Source organism: Paenibacillus zeisoli (assembly GCF_003994465.1).
In the GTDB taxonomy this organism is placed as follows: Bacteria; Bacillota; Bacilli; order Paenibacillales; family Paenibacillaceae; genus Fontibacillus; species Fontibacillus zeisoli.
The window spans coordinates 18,094-38,756 of sequence record NZ_RZNX01000003.1; the positions used below are offsets into that span (position 1 = coordinate 18,094).

Annotated in this window: 20 protein-coding genes; 8 read left to right on the top strand and 12 right to left on the bottom strand. The window is 49.5% G+C overall.

Going from position 1 to position 20,663, the window contains the following annotated elements; all coding sequences use genetic code 11:
- Positions 1–4: 4 nt before the first annotated feature.
- Entirely contained in the window at positions 5–583 is a 579-nt protein-coding gene (locus EJP77_RS09150; RefSeq protein WP_127198939.1) for a GNAT family N-acetyltransferase, read from the bottom strand.
- A 177-nt stretch (positions 584–760) separates the two neighbouring features.
- Between EJP77_RS09150 and EJP77_RS09155 the strand changes: the two genes are divergently transcribed.
- Positions 761–1,780: an alpha/beta hydrolase gene (locus EJP77_RS09155; protein ID WP_127198940.1), complete on the top strand. Its 1,020-nt coding sequence runs from the start codon at positions 761–763 to the stop codon at positions 1,778–1,780.
- A gap of 98 nt (positions 1,781–1,878) precedes the next feature.
- Here the strand turns inward: EJP77_RS09155 and EJP77_RS09160 are convergent, their stop codons facing one another.
- From EJP77_RS09160 to EJP77_RS09170, 4 genes are all read right to left on the bottom strand, one after another.
- Complete coding sequence (locus tag EJP77_RS09160; protein WP_127198941.1) at positions 1,879–2,097, bottom strand: aspartyl-phosphate phosphatase Spo0E family protein; 219 nt, start codon at positions 2,095–2,097, stop codon at positions 1,879–1,881.
- A 195-nt stretch (positions 2,098–2,292) separates the two neighbouring features.
- Positions 2,293–2,415, bottom strand: coding sequence for a hypothetical protein (locus EJP77_RS20985; protein ID WP_281278472.1), 123 nt, complete (start codon positions 2,413–2,415; stop codon positions 2,293–2,295).
- Between the two features lie 232 nt (positions 2,416–2,647).
- Positions 2,648–4,042 (bottom strand): DNA-binding protein, encoded by a 1,395-nt coding sequence (locus EJP77_RS09165; protein WP_127198942.1) that lies wholly within the window; start codon positions 4,040–4,042, stop codon positions 2,648–2,650.
- Between the two features lie 179 nt (positions 4,043–4,221).
- Positions 4,222–4,515, bottom strand: a complete 294-nt coding sequence (locus EJP77_RS09170; RefSeq protein WP_127198943.1) for a hypothetical protein — start codon at positions 4,513–4,515, stop codon at positions 4,222–4,224.
- A gap of 191 nt (positions 4,516–4,706) precedes the next feature.
- Between EJP77_RS09170 and EJP77_RS09175 the strand changes: the two genes are divergently transcribed.
- The gene (locus EJP77_RS09175) at positions 4,707–5,195 is read left to right on the top strand and encodes a GAF domain-containing protein (protein ID WP_127198944.1); all 489 of its coding nucleotides are present in this window, start codon (positions 4,707–4,709) and stop codon (positions 5,193–5,195) included.
- Between the two features lie 194 nt (positions 5,196–5,389).
- On the opposite strand, the gene EJP77_RS09180 is transcribed toward EJP77_RS09175, so the two are convergent.
- Both EJP77_RS09180 and EJP77_RS09185 read right to left on the bottom strand, forming a co-directional pair.
- Positions 5,390–7,582 (bottom strand): endonuclease MutS2, encoded by a 2,193-nt coding sequence (locus tag EJP77_RS09180; protein WP_127198945.1) that lies wholly within the window; start codon positions 7,580–7,582, stop codon positions 5,390–5,392.
- Between the two features lie 520 nt (positions 7,583–8,102).
- On the bottom strand, positions 8,103–9,506 hold the full coding sequence (locus EJP77_RS09185) for an MATE family efflux transporter (RefSeq protein WP_127199347.1): 1,404 nt from the start codon (positions 9,504–9,506) through the stop codon (positions 8,103–8,105).
- A gap of 140 nt (positions 9,507–9,646) precedes the next feature.
- On the opposite strand from EJP77_RS09185, the gene EJP77_RS09190 reads away from it, so the two are divergent.
- The 4 genes from EJP77_RS09190 (at position 9,647) to EJP77_RS09205 (ending at position 12,768) form a co-directional block, all read left to right on the top strand.
- A complete protein-coding gene (locus EJP77_RS09190) occupies positions 9,647–10,531 on the top strand; it encodes a helix-turn-helix transcriptional regulator (RefSeq protein ID WP_127198946.1) in 885 nt (294 codons plus the stop codon).
- Between the two features lie 220 nt (positions 10,532–10,751).
- A complete protein-coding gene (locus tag EJP77_RS09195) occupies positions 10,752–11,162 on the top strand; it encodes a hypothetical protein (RefSeq protein WP_127198947.1) in 411 nt (136 codons plus the stop codon).
- Between the two features lie 60 nt (positions 11,163–11,222).
- Positions 11,223–11,927 (top strand): AIM24 family protein, encoded by a 705-nt coding sequence (locus tag EJP77_RS09200; RefSeq protein WP_127198948.1) that lies wholly within the window; start codon positions 11,223–11,225, stop codon positions 11,925–11,927.
- An 88-nt stretch (positions 11,928–12,015) separates the two neighbouring features.
- Positions 12,016–12,768: a MerR family transcriptional regulator gene (locus tag EJP77_RS09205; protein ID WP_127198949.1), complete on the top strand. Its 753-nt coding sequence runs from the start codon at positions 12,016–12,018 to the stop codon at positions 12,766–12,768.
- A gap of 74 nt (positions 12,769–12,842) precedes the next feature.
- Here EJP77_RS09205 and EJP77_RS09210 read toward each other — a convergent pair whose 3' ends face one another.
- Together EJP77_RS09210 and EJP77_RS09215 are read right to left on the bottom strand one after the other, a co-directional pair.
- Complete coding sequence (locus tag EJP77_RS09210; RefSeq protein ID WP_127198950.1) at positions 12,843–13,961, bottom strand: phosphodiester glycosidase family protein; 1,119 nt, start codon at positions 13,959–13,961, stop codon at positions 12,843–12,845.
- Between the two features lie 130 nt (positions 13,962–14,091).
- Positions 14,092–15,894 (bottom strand): ABC transporter substrate-binding protein, encoded by a 1,803-nt coding sequence (locus tag EJP77_RS09215; protein ID WP_127198951.1) that lies wholly within the window; start codon positions 15,892–15,894, stop codon positions 14,092–14,094.
- A 153-nt stretch (positions 15,895–16,047) separates the two neighbouring features.
- Here EJP77_RS09215 and EJP77_RS09220 point away from each other — a divergent pair, with 153 nt between their 5' ends.
- Complete coding sequence (locus tag EJP77_RS09220) at positions 16,048–16,260, top strand: hypothetical protein (RefSeq protein ID WP_127198952.1); 213 nt, start codon at positions 16,048–16,050, stop codon at positions 16,258–16,260.
- Positions 16,261–16,290: 30 nt separating this feature from the next.
- Here EJP77_RS09220 and EJP77_RS09225 read toward each other — a convergent pair whose 3' ends face one another.
- Positions 16,291–17,067: a YheC/YheD family protein gene (locus tag EJP77_RS09225; protein ID WP_127198953.1), complete on the bottom strand. Its 777-nt coding sequence runs from the start codon at positions 17,065–17,067 to the stop codon at positions 16,291–16,293.
- A gap of 228 nt (positions 17,068–17,295) precedes the next feature.
- Complete coding sequence (locus EJP77_RS09230; protein ID WP_127198954.1) at positions 17,296–18,699, bottom strand: aminotransferase-like domain-containing protein; 1,404 nt, start codon at positions 18,697–18,699, stop codon at positions 17,296–17,298.
- A gap of 129 nt (positions 18,700–18,828) precedes the next feature.
- On the opposite strand from EJP77_RS09230, the gene EJP77_RS09235 reads away from it, so the two are divergent.
- Positions 18,829–19,740, top strand: coding sequence for a DMT family transporter (locus EJP77_RS09235; RefSeq protein ID WP_127198955.1), 912 nt, complete (start codon positions 18,829–18,831; stop codon positions 19,738–19,740).
- 59 nt (positions 19,741–19,799) lie between these two features.
- Here EJP77_RS09235 and EJP77_RS09240 read toward each other — a convergent pair whose 3' ends face one another.
- Positions 19,800–20,660 carry a CPBP family intramembrane glutamic endopeptidase gene (locus EJP77_RS09240; protein ID WP_127198956.1) on the bottom strand — a complete coding sequence of 287 codons (861 nt, stop codon included), beginning with the start codon at positions 20,658–20,660 and terminating at the stop codon, positions 19,800–19,802.
- Between the last annotated feature and the right edge of the window lie 3 nt (positions 20,661–20,663).

The following is a 20,663-nucleotide window of genomic DNA, read 5'->3' on the forward strand; positions in this document are numbered from 1 at the left end:
CTCACTATTTCCTCCTCCTCTGCGCAAATTCTCTTCTCAGGAGTGCATACAAATGCAGATCAATATACCCTTCTTCCTGCTCATTCTGCTGGTACTCCCGCAGCAGCCCCTCCTCCTGGAAGCCGAGCTTGCTGAGCATTCTTCTAGAAGCGGCATTCTCTGGAAGTACAAGCGCTTCAATCCGGTTAAGCCCCATAACGGAATAGCCGAATTCCAGCATCGTCAGCAGCGCTTCGGGCATATAGCCCCTGCCCCAGTAAGCAGTTCCAAGATCATAGCCGATCTCACCCCGATTGGCGCCGGCCAGCTGCCATACGTTAAACCCGCAGCTGCCGATTAGTGCTCCGGTTTCCTTCAGCTCAATTCCCCATCTAAGGGTGTCCTCAGTCTCGGACAAGCCATTAAGTAAGTTAATCATATCCAGTGTGTCCTGTACAGATTCCAGTCTGGACATATTCAGATACCTGACTACCTCATCATCCCCCCAATACTTGAAGAGCTGGGGTGCATCGTTATCCTCCAGCTGCCTGAGCCGCAGACGACTGCTTTCAAGTTCGGGAATGACTCCCCCGCATCTGTACATCTTAGTCTCTCCTCCTGTGAACCGGCCGTCCTGACCCGTTTACTTTAGAAAACCATACTTTATCCATCTTAGTCAAAGCCTGCCTCAATTCGGGCAGCAATTTTCCAAGCGCGATTTTCTTGGTATCATTTAGGGGATATTATAATCATCAAGAACAAAGTTTGGAGGAGTCCCCTAATGGTCTATACCATTTTGATTATTGTACTGTTGTTAATACTGCTTGCCGTGAGCGGCGTAACGCGATTTGGCTTCCGTCAGATTACACAGATGCGGGTTCAGACGGCCGAAGGGCTCTTTAACTTTATGGAGAAAACAGGAGTATTTACCCGCCAGAAATTTGAGGCTCTGGTCAAAAGGGAAGTCAGCGTTACCTCACACGATGGCCTTCTTCTGAACGGCCATGTGTTGGAATCACATCCAGGATCGAAACGCTGGGCTATCATCGTTCATGGATATACGGCAGCTTTGGAGGTATCGGCTCAATTTGCTGGCATGTTCGAGGACAGGGACTTCAATATTCTGCTGGTGGATCAGCGTCGTCATGGCCGAAGCCAGGGCAGCTATACAACCTATGGTTACCAGGAGAAACACGATATTGAGGTATGGGTGAATTGGGTGCATAACCATTACGGGGAGGATGTCATTATTGGACTTCATGGTCAGTCTCTTGGCGGCGGTACAGTTCTGGAATACTTAAGCATCGCCCATCCGAGTGTCAAATTCGTGATTGCCGACTGCCCCTATTCAGATTTGACAGAATTAATCCGTTATCAAATGACAGTCCTGAACAAGGTGCCTGCATTCCCGTTCTTGTCCTTGATTGATAACCGCCTTGAACGCAAGGCCGGATTCCGTCTGAACCAGGTCAGTCCCATTCGTGCGGTTCGCCAGAGTCTATTGCCCGTTCTGTTCATCCATGGCTCGGCAGATACTTACGTTCCTACTTACATGAGCAAGGATATGTATGAAGCCAAGCCTGGATTCAAGGAATTGCTAATCATTGAGGGAGCGGTTCATGCCAATGCCTATGGTGTGGATCCCGCCGCTTACACGAAAAAAGTGCACAGCTTTATCGATGAAGTTCTTGAAGGCGACTCATCGGCTGCAGCCGATCAGCCTGTCCTTCCCGAAGTCTCTACTGCTCCAGCTTCTGTTCCAGCTTCTGTTCCAGCTTCGGCTTCAACGTCACGTCATTAAAGCTTCCGTAACGTCTTAAAGCCGCCTTATGCTTGTCCGATTCAAGCGTAAGGCGGCTTATATTCTCATATACAGGCATACAGCCATAATCTACTCCACTACTCCACAGCATAACCGCTGACCATTTGATGTTGTGCCATAACGATATATTTATCCAGTCGCTGGCTGAGTTCGAGAACATGGGGGTTGGTGAAATCCCGTTCTCCCGCCAAAGCTGCGAGCTCATATCTAAGATTCTCTATAATCGTGAGAAGTTCCTCATTGACTCTGCTGCCTTTTTTTGGTCGCTCATGCGGTTGATAAGCTTTGGATGCCATATTCTCACCTTCTCTCTTATCATTACTAAACTATCATACCTCATGATGCCAAAAAAACATATTTTTCAAAAAACAAAAAAAATTAGGACACTTTGTCGGGGGGGGGGGGGGGGGCACTTTCTTAGATCTTGTTCATTCCCTGTGCCTTATATAAATAAAAAAAGCACTCTTACGAGTGCTACTTGGACATCAATCCTAACCGCCAACACCATGGTTGAGCATATAAGGCTGAACGTCACCGTGAGAAGCTGGTGCTGCCGCTGCTGCGCCGCCAAAGACTCCTACAGCCAAGATTAGAGACAAAATAACCTTCTTCATTCTGCTCACCTCCCCCGTTTCAGACATTATACTTGCTTGTGTCGAAATAGTTATGTAGGCATCCTACAGGCAAATACTATTCTGGATAATATTCCCTGTTGAATCTATAATACTAGGGATCTTATCTCCCTGTAAAGAACTTTTAGCGAAGAATCTCTTCACGACCTAGAGTACTCATCTAAATAAAAAAGCACTCTTGATAGAGTGCGGATAGAAGAACTATTTCAACTTGCTACACAATCTGGACACGGCGATCACTGAAGGGAGAGCTCTTCTCATTATTTCTTGCTTCCTCCATCATGAACTGGTACTCGATCTTATGCTGTTCAGATGCATAATTCCGGTAAGCCTCGAACAAAGTCACACACTGAATGACGTCTCTATCATTGTTCTGGATAAAAGCCAGCTTTAATGCAAATAAAATATGAGCTGTTCCCTCTGCATATTGATTCTTTCTGAGGTGGTAGATAGCGAGCTGGTAACGATAGGAAAAATGCCTGTCCACCTCGATGGGATTAAGATTATCGAACTTCTGAATGACCTGGGAGCACTGCTCGATAATGTGGTCGGCATAGAAGCCATATTTATTGGCAGATTCGATGATAGTCAGAAGACCCGGAAGCATCTCCTGTGGATGCTCCTGCAGGAAATGGCAGTATGCGGGCAGAATATCGATATTCCCAGTGAGCATCTCCAGCGTATAGGCATTCGCCTGGGCCCAGACCTTGAATTTCTTGACTTCCATCCAGCCTATCTCATTCAAATTCTCGAACCAGCTTAGATCGGCATAGCCGGTGACGTATTTCTTCGCTTTATCATACAGTTCCTGCTTCTGAAGCGCGACCGTCTTCAGCAAATAACCCTGCCCATAATAGACAACTAGATGCCGCTCCGTCTCAAGAACTTCATTAGACTTCTCCCGCACTTTCCGTCTCAACTGATCACGATACACCGCTTGGGCCAATGCTCTGAGCTCATCGGAGTACTTCTCCACTTCCTTCCACCTATGCAGCGTATAGCAGACATTGGCAAGCTTCAGAAGGGCATCAAGCTGGTGGTTCTCCGGGAGTCTCTTGCGGAATGGCTCGAACCTGATTACTGCTTTCCAGTTCTCCTCTGCATCGGGACCCTGCTTCCCCATAAATAAACGGTACTGGCTGATGGCCAGACGTTCGGAATGACTGTCTTTCTCCATTTCGGCAACAGCTTCATGGAACAAGGCTGACTCACTCAGACGGCCCTTCAAATATAGCTTCTCACCTATATCAAACAGGAGGCCAATGGACTTAGGAATTTCCAGCAGCCTTAAGATTGCAGCCTTCAGACAGTCCTGTTTATTGAGCTCTGCACAGCGAATCAGATAAGGCTCCAGACGCCTTCGCGATACCTTTGTTCCCGAAAAACACTCATCCAGATATAAATGGTAGAACCACCCTTCCGGATATCCCAGCGTCTCTGTAATAATATCTAATTGTCTAATAGCTATAGGCTTTGGAGGAGTTCCGTGCAGGATTGCACTAAGACTGCCCCTGTTCATACCGGAAAGGTGGCCAAATGTGGTGAGTGTATAACCTGAGCTCGAAAGGTGATCCTCAATCTCCGAGCGAATTGAGTTCATAGACTCCATTCAGCACCTCCTAATCTATATTCATAATAGTAGCAAAATTACATATATTTAACAATTGGTTAATTAAAAGCAAAAAAAGCCACCCTATTAGTTATTCACCGGATAAAATGGAAAATCCTTCTGAAATAAGTAATTGGGCCGCCTTTTTTTAATTATGTTAACACTCCGTAAGAATTGAATTATCTTGACTGCTCCGCCTCGGGCTGAAGTACTTCGCTGCATAATTCATGCAGCACGACCTTGATCTCTTTCAACTCCTCAATTCCTGCACCGGTAATTGAGTATTGATCGTCGTGGGGAGTCAGGAAGTTCTCCTCGGTCAGTCTCTCAAGCTCCTGCTTCACTTCACGTTCTGCAACTTTGTAGCCATGCTTCTCAAGCAGCAGCAGCATGTCTCCCATATTAATATCTTCCATTCCAGCATTGTGGAGCATATGGATACGGATAAACAAATTTTGTACATCTGCGCGCATATATTACTCTCCTTCCGGTGTAAGATGTTCAGATTGTACTTACCCCCAAAGGCTCCCGAGGAAACACGTAACCCCCCTGATGCCTTACCAGGCCTCGATTCTCAGTTCCTAGTTCTCACTGATTGCCCTGTTGACATTCGGCGTGAAAAGGTCTCTAATTAAAACATTGATTCACCAAAGGAGGAACGCATATGTTTCAAGCAGATCAATATAATGGCACCCGCCATGAACAATATGAGACTGTACTTAGTCAGCTGGGTGGACTCATTCACGGAGAACCCAACCTGATTGCCAATCTGGCTAATGCCTCTGCACTTCTTGGCCAATTCCTTAAGGATGTGAACTGGGTTGGCTTCTACCTGTTCGATGGTACAGAGCTGGTGCTCGGCCCATTCCAGGGGCTTCCAGCCTGCATTCGCATCCCGCTTGGCCGGGGAGTATGCGGAACTTCCGCGCAGGAGCGGAGAACGCTCGTAGTGGAGGATGTGCACGCCTTCCCAGGCCATATTGCCTGTGATGCGGCTTCGAATAGCGAGATTGTCATTCCGGTCATTAAGAATGACCAGCTAATTGGCGTGCTGGATATCGACAGTCCACTTAAAGGAAGATTTGATGAACTGGACAAGGAGTACCTTGAGAAGTTCGTCCAGGTTCTTACCAAAGAGCTGGCAGCTATCTAAACCTGCTCAAATAAAAAAGGACATCAGCTTCATCCTATGTGGATGGGCTGATGTCCTTTTTGCAGCTGGTCACGCTGATTATGCTGGTTTTGCTGGTTTTGCTGGTCTTGCTGGTCTTGCTGGTCTGCTGTCCAGCCCCCTATTGTTCACATCTCTTGGCCCCGAGCAGCTGCGATTAGCTCGCTCCGTACCTTTTACCTGCCCTTATCTGGACGATGAATAATCATCATTCCTTCCACATGGCGTTTACTCATCACTTTCTTCTTCTTCCGGTTCTCTTTCGTCTCAAAGACAATGTCGAAATCGTAATCTTCAGGATACAGCTCCTCCTTGGAGATATACGGCTGCAGACGCTTATGGTTGATTCGCATCTTCTGCTTCTGAACCATGACACCTACGATTCCGTACCGATCCTGGGCTTCGCATACAATGCCCACTTTGCCTAGAGAGGTGACCTTAACCGCATCCCCAATTTCAAATGCTCTTCGGGCCGCAGCCGGCTTCTGTTCCGCTTGTGCATCATGCTCATCCTCTAAATCAGAATGTACGGCTGGATCACCGGGTGTCCCTTCCAGTCGTTCAGTTCTACAATCTAGTCGCTCAGTTCCGGCTTCCATCCTCTCTGTCTCTGCTTCTGTCCGTCCAGTTCCGGATTCCATTCCCTCGGCACCTGCTTCAGTCCGATCAGCTGCTGCTTCTATCCGCCCCGTTGCTGCGTCAGTTCGCCCAATCTCTGTCCCGGATGTGCTCCACGCTGGCTGGTCCCTAGAGCCGCCCTCCTCCTCACCTTCAAAATGCTGGATTTCAGATTCTTGCAGCTCGTCATTGTAAACCGGCTGTCTCTCCTCGTCTTCACGCACAGGCTGCTTATGAAGCAGTGCTCGTGATCTGTTAAGCACCGTACCGGGTATGCCCAGCTTCTCGGCTATCTCTATCGCATAGCTCTTCCCAGCCTGGCCAATGGTAAGCCGGTACAGCGGCTGCAGGGACACCGGATCAAATTCCATCCGGGCATTCTCGAAGCCCGGTGTTCTCGCTGCCAGTACCTTAAGCTCATTGAAATGCGTGGTCACAAGTACAGAAGCCCCCTTCCCGCTCAGCTCTTCCAGAATGGCTGTAGAAAGTGCAATCCCTTCTCCGGGGTCCGTTCCCGCAGCCAGCTCGTCGATAAGTAGCAGCGTCCGCGAATCAGCTGCTCCAAGCATGTTCACCAGGCTTTGAATTTGGGCAGAGAATGTACTTAGAGACTGTTCAATACTTTGTCCGTCTCCAATCACGGCCATCACTCTGGAATATACGCCGAACATACTTCCGGGCAGCACCGGGACCAGCAGACCGGACTGTACCATCAGCGTCAATAATCCCAAGGTCTTGAGCACCACCGTCTTGCCCCCCGTATTCGGCCCTGTAATAATCAGCGTCTTAAAGGTTCTGCCTATCTCAATATCCAGCGGAACCATGCTCTGAAGCAGCTTCGGATGCTTTGCGCCGAGCAGCCGGGTCTGCCCCTCTTCACTAAGCTGTACTGACTGCCCTCCTATGCTTACGGCATGCCTGGCTCTTGCGAATATAAAGTCATAGGTTCCGGTAATCTTGATATTCATATAGATATCCTCTGCTCCCTGCTCCACCATTTCAGACAGCATGCTGAGTACCTTGGCCTCTTCCCTGCTCTCATCGCCCTGCAGCAGTTCAAGCTCAGATTGCAGCCCTGATATCTCATAAGGTTCCACAAAAACAGTCTGGCCGCTCGTCGAATAATCCAGGACGCTCCCTTTAACCTGACGGTAATACTCCTTCTTCAGTGGAATGACATAGCGCCCATTCCTCACACTGACCAGACTTTCCTGCAGGATCGTCTGATACCTCGACATGATCCCCTGAATCTTCTTCTGAATTCGGTCCTTCACCGAATTCATGCGCTGTCTGGCCTTCGCCAGCTCCCGACTGGCCTCATCGGTTACCCGCCCGTGGCGGATACACCTGAGAATCTCGCTCTGCACAGCCGGAAGCTCACGCAGCGAAGCGGCATAAGAGCTTATCTCCGGAGCGAGTTCCCGCTTGCCGGCCATATACTTCCGCAGCTGGGTACAGCTGTGCAGGAAGGTATATACCGCCGTAAGGTCCTCTTCCCGGAACAGATATCCTGTTCCGAGCAGGGACATGACCTGCTCAATTCCATCGAGAGATGGGAGCGGGATACTAGAACCCTTTTCAAGTATGAGCCTTGCCTCCAGTGTCTCCTGCATGGACCTTCTGATCACATGAATTTGATTCGTAGGCTGAAGGCTGCTGACCATCTCCCTGCCTGCGTAAGAGACGGCATACGTCATAATATCCTGTTTGATCTGGTCGTACTCCAGTGTGCTTAGTGTATACTGTTCCATTGTTGAAACCTCCTAGAAATATGATAAAAAAACAAAAAGAGGGCAAAGAATGTACGATGTCATTCTTTGCCCTCTAACATGGATTGAACCTTAGATCTACCTGCCGCTTATACTGCTTTCTATAGGAAAGCAGCTGGGCATCAGGCATCTTCAGTTCACCCCATATATAACTGTCTAACTTCCCGCCGTAACACAAAAAAACCGTGCTGAAAAACAGCACGGTGTGGTGTACATTGGAAATAAAACAGCAGGTAAGGCGCCGTTTGATGTACCGCGTGTTCTTAACTAAATCTCAGACCTCAGAAGGACAGAATCAAACAGGGCACCCGCTTAAATGCAGCAGCGCCAGTCGTCACCTTCGTATCAGCCTTATGAAATTTATTAGTTAAGAACGTTCACCAACATCAAGATTTCCCCTTACCGATTGAAATGTAAGAATTGAGCACGGGGTGTAAGTGCGGCTCAATCCTTACTATAATTTAACAAATGACAGGCTCCTGCGTCAACTAAGGAACCCTTTTCAGTTAAAACTTAGTCTCTCCTCATTAGAAGCAGGCTTTGCTGCCCTTAAGCTTTCACAGCGCTCGCGCTCCATCTCGGCTTCCTTATTCCGCAAATATTTGCGTCCCTTCCAGCGCAGCAGAGCCACAAATCCACGGAAATACTCGTCGATAATCATACATGCGTATATGGCAACAACGCCCCATCCGAGCGATACTCCGAACAAATAAGAACATCCGGTGGCAATAATCCACATGGAGATCAGCGAATTGTACATCACGAACCGGGTATCTCCAAGTGCACTCAGCGCATCGCCAATCGCCATATTCAGCATTTTGCCCGGCTGCAGCAGTAAGTTCATCCAGAGCAGCGACACCCCAATAGTAAGGATCTCCGGATCGGAGGTGAACAATCCAAGCAGGGCCCTGCCGCAGAGCAGCAAAATGAACGCATTCATGGTAACCAGCGGCAGACCGAACTTCAGTGCGCGATAGGCGGATCTGTATGCTTCCTTCGTCTTGCCGCCTCCGAACAGGTGGGCAATCTGGATCTGCGCTGCAAGCGCGATCGAATACCCCAGCAGGAAGCAGAAAGACTCGAGCGTATTCATGTAGGTTCTTGCCGCCAGCACCTGTGTCCCCAGAATGGCCAGGAATGAGAAAATTGCCAGTTGGGAGAATACCCAGCAGCCCATATTCACGCCAAGCGGCCATCCGATCTGCATAATTTCCCTGAACAGCTTGCGGTCAAAGATACGCATATCCGACCAGACGATGGTACGCTGAAACGTTCCGATAAAAATAAACAGAAGCACGAGTGTGGCAATCAGCCGGCTGACCAAGGTAGAGATAGCTACCCCGGCGAGTCCCCACTGCGGGAACCCGATCGCGCCGAAGATAAAGCCATAATTCATAATAATATGAATGATGTTCATTCCGACCGCTGTATACATGGGTCCCTGCGTATTCCCGGTATTCCGGATCGCAGTGCTGAGTGTGGACATGATGGCCGTCAGGATCAACCCGCCTCCCACGACAGAGATATACGTTCTCGCGAGCGGCAGCAGTTCATCCGGCATCTGAAGCATTTGCGCGATAGGTCCAGGAACGGTAATCAGGAGTACGCTTAACAAGGCTCCAATTAGAGCCGTGACTTTCAGTGAGATGATGGCTACGGTTCTTGCATCCTCTTCTCTCTGCGAGCCCAGCTTCTGGGCAATCAGAATCCCCGCACCGCCTGCAACGGTAGCAAAAAGTGTGGTTAGCGCGTTGAAGAGCTGATTGGAAAAGCCCACGACCGCAACAGCATCGTCTGAAATCCGGCTGACCATCAAGGTATCTACCGCACCGAGCAGAAATTGCAGAAACAATTCAATAAAAATAGGCCAAGACAGCGCCCATAGAGTAAACTTATCTTTTTCCAAGCTGCTCACGGTTATAACACCTTCCCAAGTAACAATGTTTATGTAAACAAATTATAGATGGTATACTGGGATGGAAGTATCAGTATTTGAACTCAAACTTTAAAAATTCCAACCTGAATTCATACCTCGAGGTGAAGCCTATGCCGCTGCTGCAATTCTCTATCCCCCCACTGCCCTATTTCATCGTTAGCGGATTAGCCGAGGTCTCCTGCGGAAGCAAGCATCCTGCGAGAAGGAATATTGGCGTGTTCGATCTGCTCGTTGTCATGAAAGGGGCTCTATATATTGGCGAAGAAGACCGGCACTATGAAGTAAGAGAAGGGCACTCACTCATTCTCCGTCCTGACGCTTATCACTATCCTACCTTTGCATGCAGGGAGGAAACTTCTTACTACTGGCTGCATTTTCATACCCAGGGAGATTGGCATCCTGCTGATGAGCATGAATCGGGGCCTTCATACCACCGGGATGCTGCGATAGAAGCACCAACGTTTCTGCCAGCCTATTCTGTTACACCCTTTATGATCCGGGTTCCTCAGTATACCCCCCTGCTGCAGCCAGACAAGTTCTATAACATTGTTCAGGAGCTCACCTTGATGAACCAGAGCATTCACCTGCCGGGAGCACGGCTGCGTCAGCAGGCTCTGTTCCAGGAAGTGATTCAGCAGCTGTCCGATACGCTGACGACCGATGCCCCTTCTCCCCAGACCGCTTGTGCAGAGCGTGCTGCTGCCTATCTCAGGACTCATTATCAGATGGAAGTGACAGCCAAAGCACTCGGGGAACATTTGAACTTTCACCCTGTGTATATCGCCCGCTGTATGCAAAAGGTATTCGGCTGCTCGCCTGCGGCTTACTTACTGAAGTACCGGATCGCCCGGGCCAAGCTGCTGCTGCTGCAGACCGATCTGTCCATTACCCGGATTTCAGAAGAGGTGGGATTTAATCACCCTGCCTATTTCACCTCTTCTTTCGCCAAGCAGGAGGGGCTGTCCCCGCGAAAATTCAGACAGCGTTTCTCTTAATTACAGGTCTTTTAATTAGAGACTTGGTGATATCGCATTCTAAATACTTTTATTTTCCAAACCTTTACAATTGAGAATTGAACGTCACGCGAAATGCAGATTCGCCCTGCACGGGGTAATAATATATATCCCTCTTGGGCAGGCTCTTACCTGGAAACTTTGCGTCAACTCTATACGTAATACTGATTGAAATCTATTAATTGTAAGGTGGTGAACCTGGATGAAGCACTGCCTATTCCGAAAAATGGTCCTTCTACTTCTGCCAATGCTCTGTGCAGGTGCGCTTTATCTCACACCATCCGCCCATGCCGGATATTTCAATGACCTGTTCGATGGGGTCCAAGAGATGTCCGAGCTTCCTGGCGAAGTCAATAAATTGAAAGAAGAATACAAAAGCACAGTGAGCAAGCTTGAGGAAGCTCAAGGGACAATGGAATCCTACCGTCAGCAGAACGAAGCGCTCATTCAGCAGAACAAGAAGCTGACCGAGACCGTACAATCTCTCATGGACGCAGAAGCTGACCGCCAGGCCAGCTCCAAGCGGATTCGGGTCCTGTTAATAACCGGAGCCGCGCTGCTAGCCGGATACTTCATCCTGCTGCGGGTACTACGCGTTGTCCTGCGGCGCTAAGCGCGCTGAACTTGGGCCGTACTGCTGTAATTCACTTTAGACGAAGGAAGGAGACCCTCCATGCAGCTGATCCACGAGACTGAATCAAGCCACATCGGTGGACAAGCGGTCCGCTTCCTGCTTGAGGAGAATGAGAAGATTCACGTCCTCCACCCCCAGCAGATTATTGCCTTCAAGGGTCTGCCCGGCAACCGGAGCGACCGGCTGATGAATATAAAGGGGATGTACAGGAAGAAGAAGCTGATCCAGGCCGATCTGAAAGGCAGCTGCGAATTTGTAGCTGCTCTTCCTGCATCCTACAGTATGAAGCCGATTGAGCTGTCCCCTGAGAGCGATTTGCTGTATGATTTTCGCCATCTCTTTTTTTACACCGAGGGGGTAACGATGCAGACCCGGATCTTGAACATGAAGAATATGCTAATCACCCGGGACGCCGTGAAGATGAAATTCTCGGGCAGCGGACAGATCGGCATTCTGACCGAAGGACAGGTATGCGAGGTGGCTCTGGACCCGGAGGAGCCGCTGTATGTCGATGCCGGAAGCGTGGTGGCATACCCGGAGAATGCGAGGATGGAGCTATCGGTATACGGGAATCATCTGGCCAGTCAGCACATGAGCTACCAGTGGAAGATGACAGGTTCAGGGAAGGTCATTCTTCAGGCAGGTCGCCAAAGCCATCGGCTGGAACAGGATCTGGGCAGTGACGGCATCGTCAAGCGCTTCCTTCGTGAGGTTATTCCCTTTGGGGGCGTATTTATCAAATAAAAGGTTGAAATTGGTATCCGTAATAATTCGTCTTGACTCTCCTCTTAGGGAAGACCTTAAGCTGTGGAAAGTAAGGGAGGAATGAGCCATGCTGCACACGGTAAAAGAAGTGTCAGAACTATCCAATGTTACTATCAAGACACTTCATCATTATCACAAGATCGGTCTCCTCTTGCCGTACAAGGTAAGCGAAGCTGGATACCGGCTGTATGGAACGAAAGAGTTGGAACGTTTGCAAGAGATTTTATTTTACAGGGAGCTGGATTTCCCCTTAGATCAAATTAAGGAACTGATCGAACATCATTCGGATCGGCTATCCATTCTTTCGCAGCAAGAGGAGCTGCTTCTTAGCCGCAAATATAGGCTGGAGACCCTCATTCAAACCTTACGTAAATCCATTACAAGTATGAAGGAAGGGACAACTATGGATAATAGTGAAATTTTCAAGGGTTTTGAGAACGAGGAAGAATGGAACAAAGCACTGTCCGAGCAAAATCAATATTTAAATGAATCTTATGGCATGGAACCTTTTGAGGTAGCCCCTGCGGATATTCAGGAGATGAATGAACAAGCGAGTGAAGCTATTGGCTTCATGAATGAAATGGCAAGTTCGTTAAGGGATGGGATACAACATAACGATCAGAGAATAATTGACTTGATTCAAGGCCACCTAGAGTTCCTAAATACGCATGGGCATACCTTATCGGCAAAAGACTTTGCAGATCAGACTCGATTTTTTCTAATTGATGACTTTCATCTTAAGATGCTTGAAGATCAGCAGACCGGATTGGCTTATTATCTCTCAGCCGCCGCCGAGTCTTTCGCAGCCATGAAGCAGTAAAACTGCTGATAACTGAACATTTATGCACAATAAGAGCCGAAGATCCTCTCTCCGGCTCTTACCATTTGCCACCCTTATCGGCTGCGCTTCTTCCCGGCATTGATGCTGTCCGCATCAAGCCCCTTCCAGATATTTGGAATCTCCACGTCTTCAGGGTGCTCGAACACCAGGAACGCAGAAGGCAGATACCGCTCCCCATATTGGGAAGATGGCCTATTCAAGATTTCATTGTCCTTAACAAGGACCGAGGATGATCCTCCATCCAGATTCGCCGCAATCACCGCGCCATGCTCCAGCATAATCTGCTGCACATCGTAGAGATTGGCTCCGATGCTGTAGCCCGGCTGACGGCCGTCGATAACCACGAAGATAATCGCGCCGTCCTTCCGCTGTCCCATGGCTGTTCTCGGGGCAAGCCCCCAGCCCTGTGCCGCGTTCTTGATCAGGCCCTTTCCGTTGACAATAATCCGGGGCTGGAAGGTCACAGCCTCCTGAAGTCCGAGTCTGGAAAGCTCTTTTAACGTATAATTGCCCGCAATCATCTTGCCCTGCTTGTCAATGCCCACAATCTGAGTGGAGGCACTGCCGTTCCCGTTATAGTACAGCTTGCCTTCGGCAATCACGACACCGATCGGCTTAAAGCCATTGCCTTTCCCGTTCGGATCGACGAATCCTCCGCCGTTGACTCCAGCTATGGCGCCAGTGCGCTTCACCATACTGGACACCTTCTCCCCGGAGCCGGCCTTGCCGGGCACGCCCAGTCTGATTTTGGTGGGATCATTGACGATCATGACGTAACCTCTGTAGCCGCTCCCTGATATATTCTCGATCTCCACAAGCGGTTTATTCTTCTGCTCGGCAGTACGGTCAATCACATGAGTATCTCTTTCATCCCCCATCTCCTTGAAACGGGCATTATACTCAGCCACACGTCTCTTCATTTCATCTTCGCCAATAATATATTGTGCCCAGCTTCTGTGCTGTGTTGTGATTAACGTATCTGCGATCAGGTACCTGAGATTCTGAGCCGATGGGGCCCAGTAGAGCCAGCAACCTGCAGCAACAAGCAGCAGTAAGACAACCAGACACACTCTGGAAAGCACATATAGGAAACCCTTCTTTTTCTTCCGCTTTCCCCGTGTCTTCTTCTGATTGCGAACCGTTGACCGGCTGGGTAATGTTCTTGGTTCCACTACAACCTCTTCCTTCCCGTTCTTTCTAATCTACTTTAGTTCAATCCATCTATTTCTCCATAATAGACGAAAATCCAAAATTCAAAGTTTCATTATTTTCATCTTTTGCAGTCCATTTAGTCATATATTGTCAATAATTCCGGAACCACAGCTTCTTGAAATTAACCCAGCCATGAGATTGTATTGTTACGTTCTGAAGGCTCGGATGATACATGGAACCTATGACCTTGTAAGTCAGGAACATGATTGCACAGCTCTCGCGGAGCTTGGTCTCCAAGGGCTCCAGTCTCCGGATAATCTCACTCTCACTCTCGCAGGCAGCTTCGCAGGAACTCAGAACTTTAGCCACCTCCTTGTCAACGAAGGCTTCCATCTCCTCACCCAGATGCATCCGAAGAAAACTGTTATCCGACAGGTAATTCTCCATTAGTGAAGTAATTCCCTGAGCGGACACAGCTTCAAATATGATAAAGTCCGCCCGGTCAACATGTTCATTCCGGAGCATCTCGTCCCAGCTCACCAGACATACTTCAATCTCAATTCCATACCTGCCGTACTCCTTCTTAAGCCAATGGGCATCACGCATATGCCGGGAATAGGTATATAGACGAAGGGTCTCTCCGCCGTATCCTGATTCGTGAAGCAGCTTTTGCCCCTCCTCAGGGTCAAAGTTAGGGTCCCGGTCTGCCGGCATGTCCTTGAGCCGAAAGCTCTCTGACGGTGCAGCTAGAGGGGACCCCAGCTCCCTGGACATGCGGCTGCGATCGATCAAGAGAGTCAGGGCTTTGCGCAGAGCCAGACTCTTGAGAATGCTCTCTTTGCGAAGGTTGAAGGTCAGCAGACAGGTACCCGAGACCATCTTCTGCTCGTTCCGCTGACCCAAAGCAGGCATCTCCTTGCTCTCTCCTGTATGCACAACCAGCAGCTCCTGCTCCTTCATCTGGAGGAACTCCTCGCAGTCCTCAGGGATATAGATAATCTCAACCAAATCCAGCAGAGGCCTTCCCTGAAAGTACCGATCATAAGCCGATAGCTGGCAAATTCCGGAGGTCCGCTTGGTTATGCGGTACGCGCCTGTCCCAACGGGAATCAGCGGCTCCCTGTCCGGGTAATCCCGGTATACATCTGCGGGTACGATCGACGCAGTGAAGGCGGATAAATACCATAGCAGCAGATGGTTCGGTGCCTTCAGACGGATCTCGATTCCGTATCTGGACAGCACTTTGACTTCTTCAATCTGCTGAACCAGCCAGGCTACAGGAGAACTTCGCAGCCGCAGCAGGCTGAACTTAACATCCAGCGCGCTGAGCTCCCTGCCATGATGGAAGAGAACTCCTTTGCGTAGATAAAATGTCCAAGCCGTCTTATCCTCATTGGTTCTCCAGTTATGCGCAATGCCCGGGAAGAATCGCCCTTCCTGGACGTCGTACTCTATAAGTCTATCGAAAATTTGGCTGACCAGATTACCATCAAAGGCGTAGACCACTCTGGCCGGGTCCAGTGTATGTATGGGACGGTAGACAGGCAGCTTCAAGCATTCCCAGCACTGCTCAGGCTGAATGTCAGCCTGATATCCGAAATATAGGGACAGCCATTCCGCGAACTGCCTTCTGATCTCCGATGCCTTGCCGTACTCGGAGATCAGCTTCAAGGCGGCCTCTACCTCTCCGAGCCTCACGCTCTCCATGGCCCCATCAAGCAGCACCTCATCTCCGGATTTGAGAAAAGTCAGCTCTGACGTATTGCCCCGCCCCCGGCCGGGTACAAATCCAATCCACTGCTGCTCCACCATCTTGGTAATGATCAGCTTGGCATTTCTCTGGCTGCAGAACAGGGCAGCCGCCACTTGTCCAAGTGAAGCCGGAAAGGGCTGATACTCCTTCATCTCAGCAAATGTGCTGCGCAGCTGCAGATAATCCTCAACCAACCGCATATAGTTCCTCCTTTACTTGAGAAAAGGTGAAAATAAACGAACAACCTCTACCCTTTTTTGTGAACATAAATTGAACTTACAATGAAATCACCGAATAGAAAGATATGCCATATTGTAACCCAGTTCAGGTTAAGAGGAGAAGGAGGATTTGAGATGCACCCTTATTTTATGGAGAAAAGATATGAAAGTGAGCAGCAGAGACTCGACCGGATCAACCGGACGGAGTGGATGATGCACAGACCGAAGGAGCCGAGGAGGAGAACTTGGCTGTCCTTCTTTGCCAGGCGAGGCTTACTCAGGAATCAGCCCTTATGCACGGAAGCAACACGCGAGCAGCCTGAAATGAAAACCAGGCCATCCCTGTAGAGACAGCCTGCCCTGCAGCAGCCTATGCGGTTACTTGATGCCTTGAGCCCGTCTGTAGCGCATAACCTTGCGATACATGGTTTTATCTTTTAGCTGATTAAAAATATACGGGTCCGGATTGGTATTCACCTCGATAATCCACGGGGTCAGTGAGCGATCGAGGCCGACGTCCACTCCAATCTGTCTGAAATTCGGATAAGTAGACTGATACGCTCTGGCAATCCGCTCACCGAACTGTCTCAGCTCCTGCAGGAGAGCAGCCTGCTTGGCACCTGTGACGTGCGGAGATAGCAGAACTGGCACAGACATCGGCCGTCCACCACTGTGATAGTTCGTTACAATCTTGCCTTCCTTGGCCGCTCTGCCGATCAGCCCTGTAGTCTCCCATTTCCCTGAAGGGCTAAGCTGTACCATAATGCGGATATCAAACCTGCGGTTCTTATATTTGAGCAGATGTATGCCCTTCTGGATCAAATAACTGCGGCTTCCTATCGCCTTCTTCAAGCTTGCGTGAAAGGCCTCGAAGGTACTGAAAGTTCTTGTTGTCGTATCAAATTGATATTTATATTTGTTCTGGACTTCTGCGCCCAGTTCGGCCCGGATTACACCCAGCCCATGCGTTCCACGCTCAGGCTTGATATAGACCATGCTGTAGCTGCTCAGCATGCTTTTCAGGTTCTTGGCATTGAATCTCCGGGTATCCGGAATATACTTGCTTATCTTCGGATTTTTAAGCAAAACGTTGGTCTTGATCCACTTGCTTGTGAGAGTTCGTACAAACTTCTTCTTCTGGGTTGCCGTTGCCATTTCTTCACCGTCCCTGTCTATTCGAGATACGTGGGTCTTAGGCGATGCCAAGCTCTATTAATCTCAAAGACGCACATAAGTTATTTTCGAAATATCGTATGCGTGCGCTTAACAAATTGTCTGAACCACCCGCCTAAATCCAGCAAATAGATGGAATGAACCCCATATGGGCATTTGAATAGACAGCTTCCCGGTTGCGAAACTCATGAATTCTTATGAAAAATCCTCCTAGGCTCGTTCTGGTACACCTGAACATGAGATCAGCCTTCTCATGCCTTCCCGGATCCCTGCTTCATTGACGAAGGAGTAGCTGAGCCGGATATAGTTCCGCAGTTCTCTAATGGGGTCATGGGCATTTCCCGGAGAGAAAGCGACGCCATGCTCCGCACAGCGCCTCAGAACTTCCTCAGCAGAACCCCCCTCAGCCGGAAGGCGAACCCATAAGCTTAACCCTCCCTGAGGGCTCTCCCATGTCCAGCCAGCAGTGCGCAGCTCCTCTTCCATCACGGTCTTGCGAATGCCCAGTGCTATTCTCAGCTTCTCCAAGTGTCCGGTTAACCGTTCTGAAGCCAAATATAACAGAAACACCTTCTGATTCAGCAGCGGCGCCCCGTTATCCATCTGATACTTATATTGCAGCAGGAGGTTCATCCTCGGCGGCTGGGCGCATACGGCTGCCACCCGCAGCCCCGGAGCCGCATATTTGCTGAAGCTTCGGATATAGATCACCCACCCCTCCGTATCGTAGGATGCTACAGGGGGAGGCGGCGGCTCGCCGAAGTAAATGTCGCGAAAGGAATCGTCCTCTACAATAAGACATTGATAGCGCTCTGCGAGCTCGGCCAGCAGCTTACGCTGCCGGATCGGCACGGTGTACCCGGTTGGATTATGAAAGGTTGGATTCATATAGAACAACTTGGGCTGATATTGCCTCAAGAGCGCTTCAAGGTGGTCCATGTCGTAACCATCCGGATGAATATCCACCGGGACCAGGCGGGCTCCGCACCCTTCAAAGATGGTGATCGCCGCATGATAGGTAGGTCTTTCAATAAGAACAACTTCGCCGCTCTGCACGAAAGCCCTTGCCGTTAAGTCAATCGCCTGCTGGGCTCCGGTTGTAATCATCAAGTCCTCCATATTGAGATGCAGCTGATGCGTCCTGGCAAAGAGACGGCAGAGTACGGATCGCAGCTCCTCATCTCCCTGTACAGAAGAATAAGTGCCGAGCACCTTTGGATACAAATCGAACACTTTCTTGGCGTACTCCGAGAAATAACGATTGGGCAGCAGGGCTGGATCAACGAGGGCTTGTGCGAACGAATGCAGCTGGGCAGACCTCCTTGCACCGAACCTAGATTCGGATTCTGATTCGTGAAGTGGTGCCTCCTCCTTCGTACGTACATGGCCTTCGCGCTGCTTCTCCGGCAGCACATAATAGCCTGACTTTTCCTTGACGTAGATCCGCCCTGTCTCTTTCAGCAATTGGTAAGCCCGGAGCACCGTAAGCCGGTTCACGCCCAGCTCCTCAGCCAGAATTCGAACAGAAGGGAGCTTCTCATGCTCTTCCCATTCCTTATTCTTAAGCTTCTCAAGCAGCAAGTCATAGACCTGCCTGAACAGCCGCTTATCCATGAGACGATCCCCCTTTAGCTTGCTTAATTATAGAACTAAGTTGCGACCTGATCGGTCCATCTGGTCTATCAGGATTCCATCTGTTCTATTGTCTATTAACTATAATAAAACCAAAAGGGGGATACGTGCATGGTCTATTTAGCTTTCTCTGTGATGTGTATGATATTTGGGACTACCTTTCTCGCTATCAAATGGGGAATCGATGCAGGGCTTACCCCTTTCCTTGGAGGAGGCTGCCGCTTCTTTCTTGCGGGGCTAATTCTCTTCAGCTTCATGGTATGGAAACGGCGGGCTCCGCTCTCTCTGCTGCTGCGTAAAGAAATGATGCTTACCGGACTCGGACTCACCTTCGGCACTTTCGCCTCGTTATACTGGGCGGAGCAGTATGTCTCCTCGGGCATTGCTGCGGTTCTATCCGCAACAGGACCGATTATGATTCTGCTGCTTCAGACGACATTCCTTCGTCAGCGGACAAGATTAGCCGCTATATTCGGATGTCTGATCGGATTCACAGGTGTAGTGCTTCTTCTGCTTCCGGGAATTACAGTCCTGATCAGTCCCTTATGGATGCTGGCCTGTGTCACCATCCTGATTGGTGAAATATTCTATGCCGGCGGCACGCTCTACTCCAAGCACGTCATGCCGCGCTTCAAGGAGGTCTCTCCTGTGGCACTGAATGCAGCTCAAATGATGTACGGCGGCGCGGGACTGCTGGTGATGTCGTTCTTCACCGAAGATATTCACCTCGGGTCCCTGCTTGAGCCTCATGCCATCTACTCCCTGCTGTATCTGATCGTGATCGGCTCCATGGTCGCACATACGATCTTTTACTGGCTGGTCTCCGTGACTACACCGCTCTTTCCATCAACCTGGCTGTACATTTCCCCTGTCATTGCGCTCATGCTCGGCATGCTCCTGTACAATGAACCCGTCTCCTGGAACACTCTCGCCGGAGTGATGACCATTATTACAGGACTTGTCCTGATTAATGCTCCCGCACTCCGCCAGCTGTTTGGACGGAAAGTCAGCTTGAGTAAGTAACACAGCAAAATGGCCCCAAGAGAGATAACTCTTCTGGGGCCATTCTATTTTATATCAAGTTACAACATAGGTGAATGTGATTTGCCTGCCGCTTGCTGCCCACTCTTATCAATTTTCTTCAGACAGTGCTCAACCGAAGCATCTCCATAAATCAGCTTGGCCATCACCACAAGGATGATGACATAGAGCAGAAACGGAGCAAGTCCATACCATAGGGTGGTCTCCCCCTCAACTCTGAGAAACGCTACGGCACCACTTCCAAAGAGATGCCCAAGGGTAAAGTTATAAATAAAATGGGCACAGGCAGCCGGAATGATAGAGCCGCTCTTGAGATACACATACAAGAAAGCGGAGCTCACGATAAAGATTAGAATCGAGTAGACCAGATCCAGACCATTGAATATGGACATGGCGATAGAGATCAGACCTATGGTCAGGAACATGAGCAGCGGACCCCAGTGCTTCAGCTTCACCACAATATAGGCTCGCAGCATTTCTTCATAGAAGGCATTGACGAACCAGCCTGCTCCGGTGACCAGGAGCATCGGAACAATCTGCGCGTTCTCGAAATAGTGGACATTGAAGTATGCCTTCAGAATCCCTGCCTCATCCAGGCTCTTCAGATAGACGAGATGCAGCACAATGGTTATCGCGATAGCCGCAAGCGAATAGATCAAGTGCTTGCGGCCCTTCTTGATTCCGAGAGAGGCGACCGTCTTACGGTCGACTCTTCGGATATATAGGATCGTCACAGCGAGCATGATAAGTCCAATGACCAGATTAATGACCCCGAACAAGTACGGGTGCTCCGGCCCTATATACTGACCTAATCCTAGCGGATAGAGGACCAGATAATTCAGCAGCAGATTCATGAGGCACAGAATAATAATGCCTTTATAACCGCTTATTTTGTAGAACATCCT

Coding starts and splice junctions, on each gene's coding strand:
- EJP77_RS09150 (WP_127198939.1), bottom strand. CDS start 583: ATGTACAGATGCGGGGGAGTCATTCCCGAACTTGAAAGCAGTCGTCTG.
- EJP77_RS09155 (WP_127198940.1), top strand. CDS start 761: ATGGTCTATACCATTTTGATTATTGTACTGTTGTTAATACTGCTTGCC.
- EJP77_RS09160 (WP_127198941.1), bottom strand. CDS start 2,097: ATGGCATCCAAAGCTTATCAACCGCATGAGCGACCAAAAAAAGGCAGC.
- EJP77_RS20985 (WP_281278472.1), bottom strand. CDS start 2,415: ATGAAGAAGGTTATTTTGTCTCTAATCTTGGCTGTAGGAGTCTTTGGC.
- EJP77_RS09165 (WP_127198942.1), bottom strand. CDS start 4,042: ATGGAGTCTATGAACTCAATTCGCTCGGAGATTGAGGATCACCTTTCG.
- EJP77_RS09170 (WP_127198943.1), bottom strand. CDS start 4,515: ATGCGCGCAGATGTACAAAATTTGTTTATCCGTATCCATATGCTCCAC.
- EJP77_RS09175 (WP_127198944.1), top strand. CDS start 4,707: ATGTTTCAAGCAGATCAATATAATGGCACCCGCCATGAACAATATGAG.
- EJP77_RS09180 (WP_127198945.1), bottom strand. CDS start 7,582: ATGGAACAGTATACACTAAGCACACTGGAGTACGACCAGATCAAACAG.
- EJP77_RS09190 (WP_127198946.1), top strand. CDS start 9,647: ATGCCGCTGCTGCAATTCTCTATCCCCCCACTGCCCTATTTCATCGTT.
- EJP77_RS09195 (WP_127198947.1), top strand. CDS start 10,752: ATGAAGCACTGCCTATTCCGAAAAATGGTCCTTCTACTTCTGCCAATG.
- EJP77_RS09200 (WP_127198948.1), top strand. CDS start 11,223: ATGCAGCTGATCCACGAGACTGAATCAAGCCACATCGGTGGACAAGCG.
- EJP77_RS09205 (WP_127198949.1), top strand. CDS start 12,016: ATGCTGCACACGGTAAAAGAAGTGTCAGAACTATCCAATGTTACTATC.
- EJP77_RS09215 (WP_127198951.1), bottom strand. CDS start 15,894: ATGCGGTTGGTTGAGGATTATCTGCAGCTGCGCAGCACATTTGCTGAG.
- EJP77_RS09220 (WP_127198952.1), top strand. CDS start 16,048: ATGCACCCTTATTTTATGGAGAAAAGATATGAAAGTGAGCAGCAGAGA.
- EJP77_RS09225 (WP_127198953.1), bottom strand. CDS start 17,067: ATGGCAACGGCAACCCAGAAGAAGAAGTTTGTACGAACTCTCACAAGC.
- EJP77_RS09230 (WP_127198954.1), bottom strand. CDS start 18,699: ATGGATAAGCGGCTGTTCAGGCAGGTCTATGACTTGCTGCTTGAGAAG.
- EJP77_RS09235 (WP_127198955.1), top strand. CDS start 18,829: ATGGTCTATTTAGCTTTCTCTGTGATGTGTATGATATTTGGGACTACC.
- EJP77_RS09240 (WP_127198956.1), bottom strand. CDS start 20,660: ATGTTCTACAAAATAAGCGGTTATAAAGGCATTATTATTCTGTGCCTC.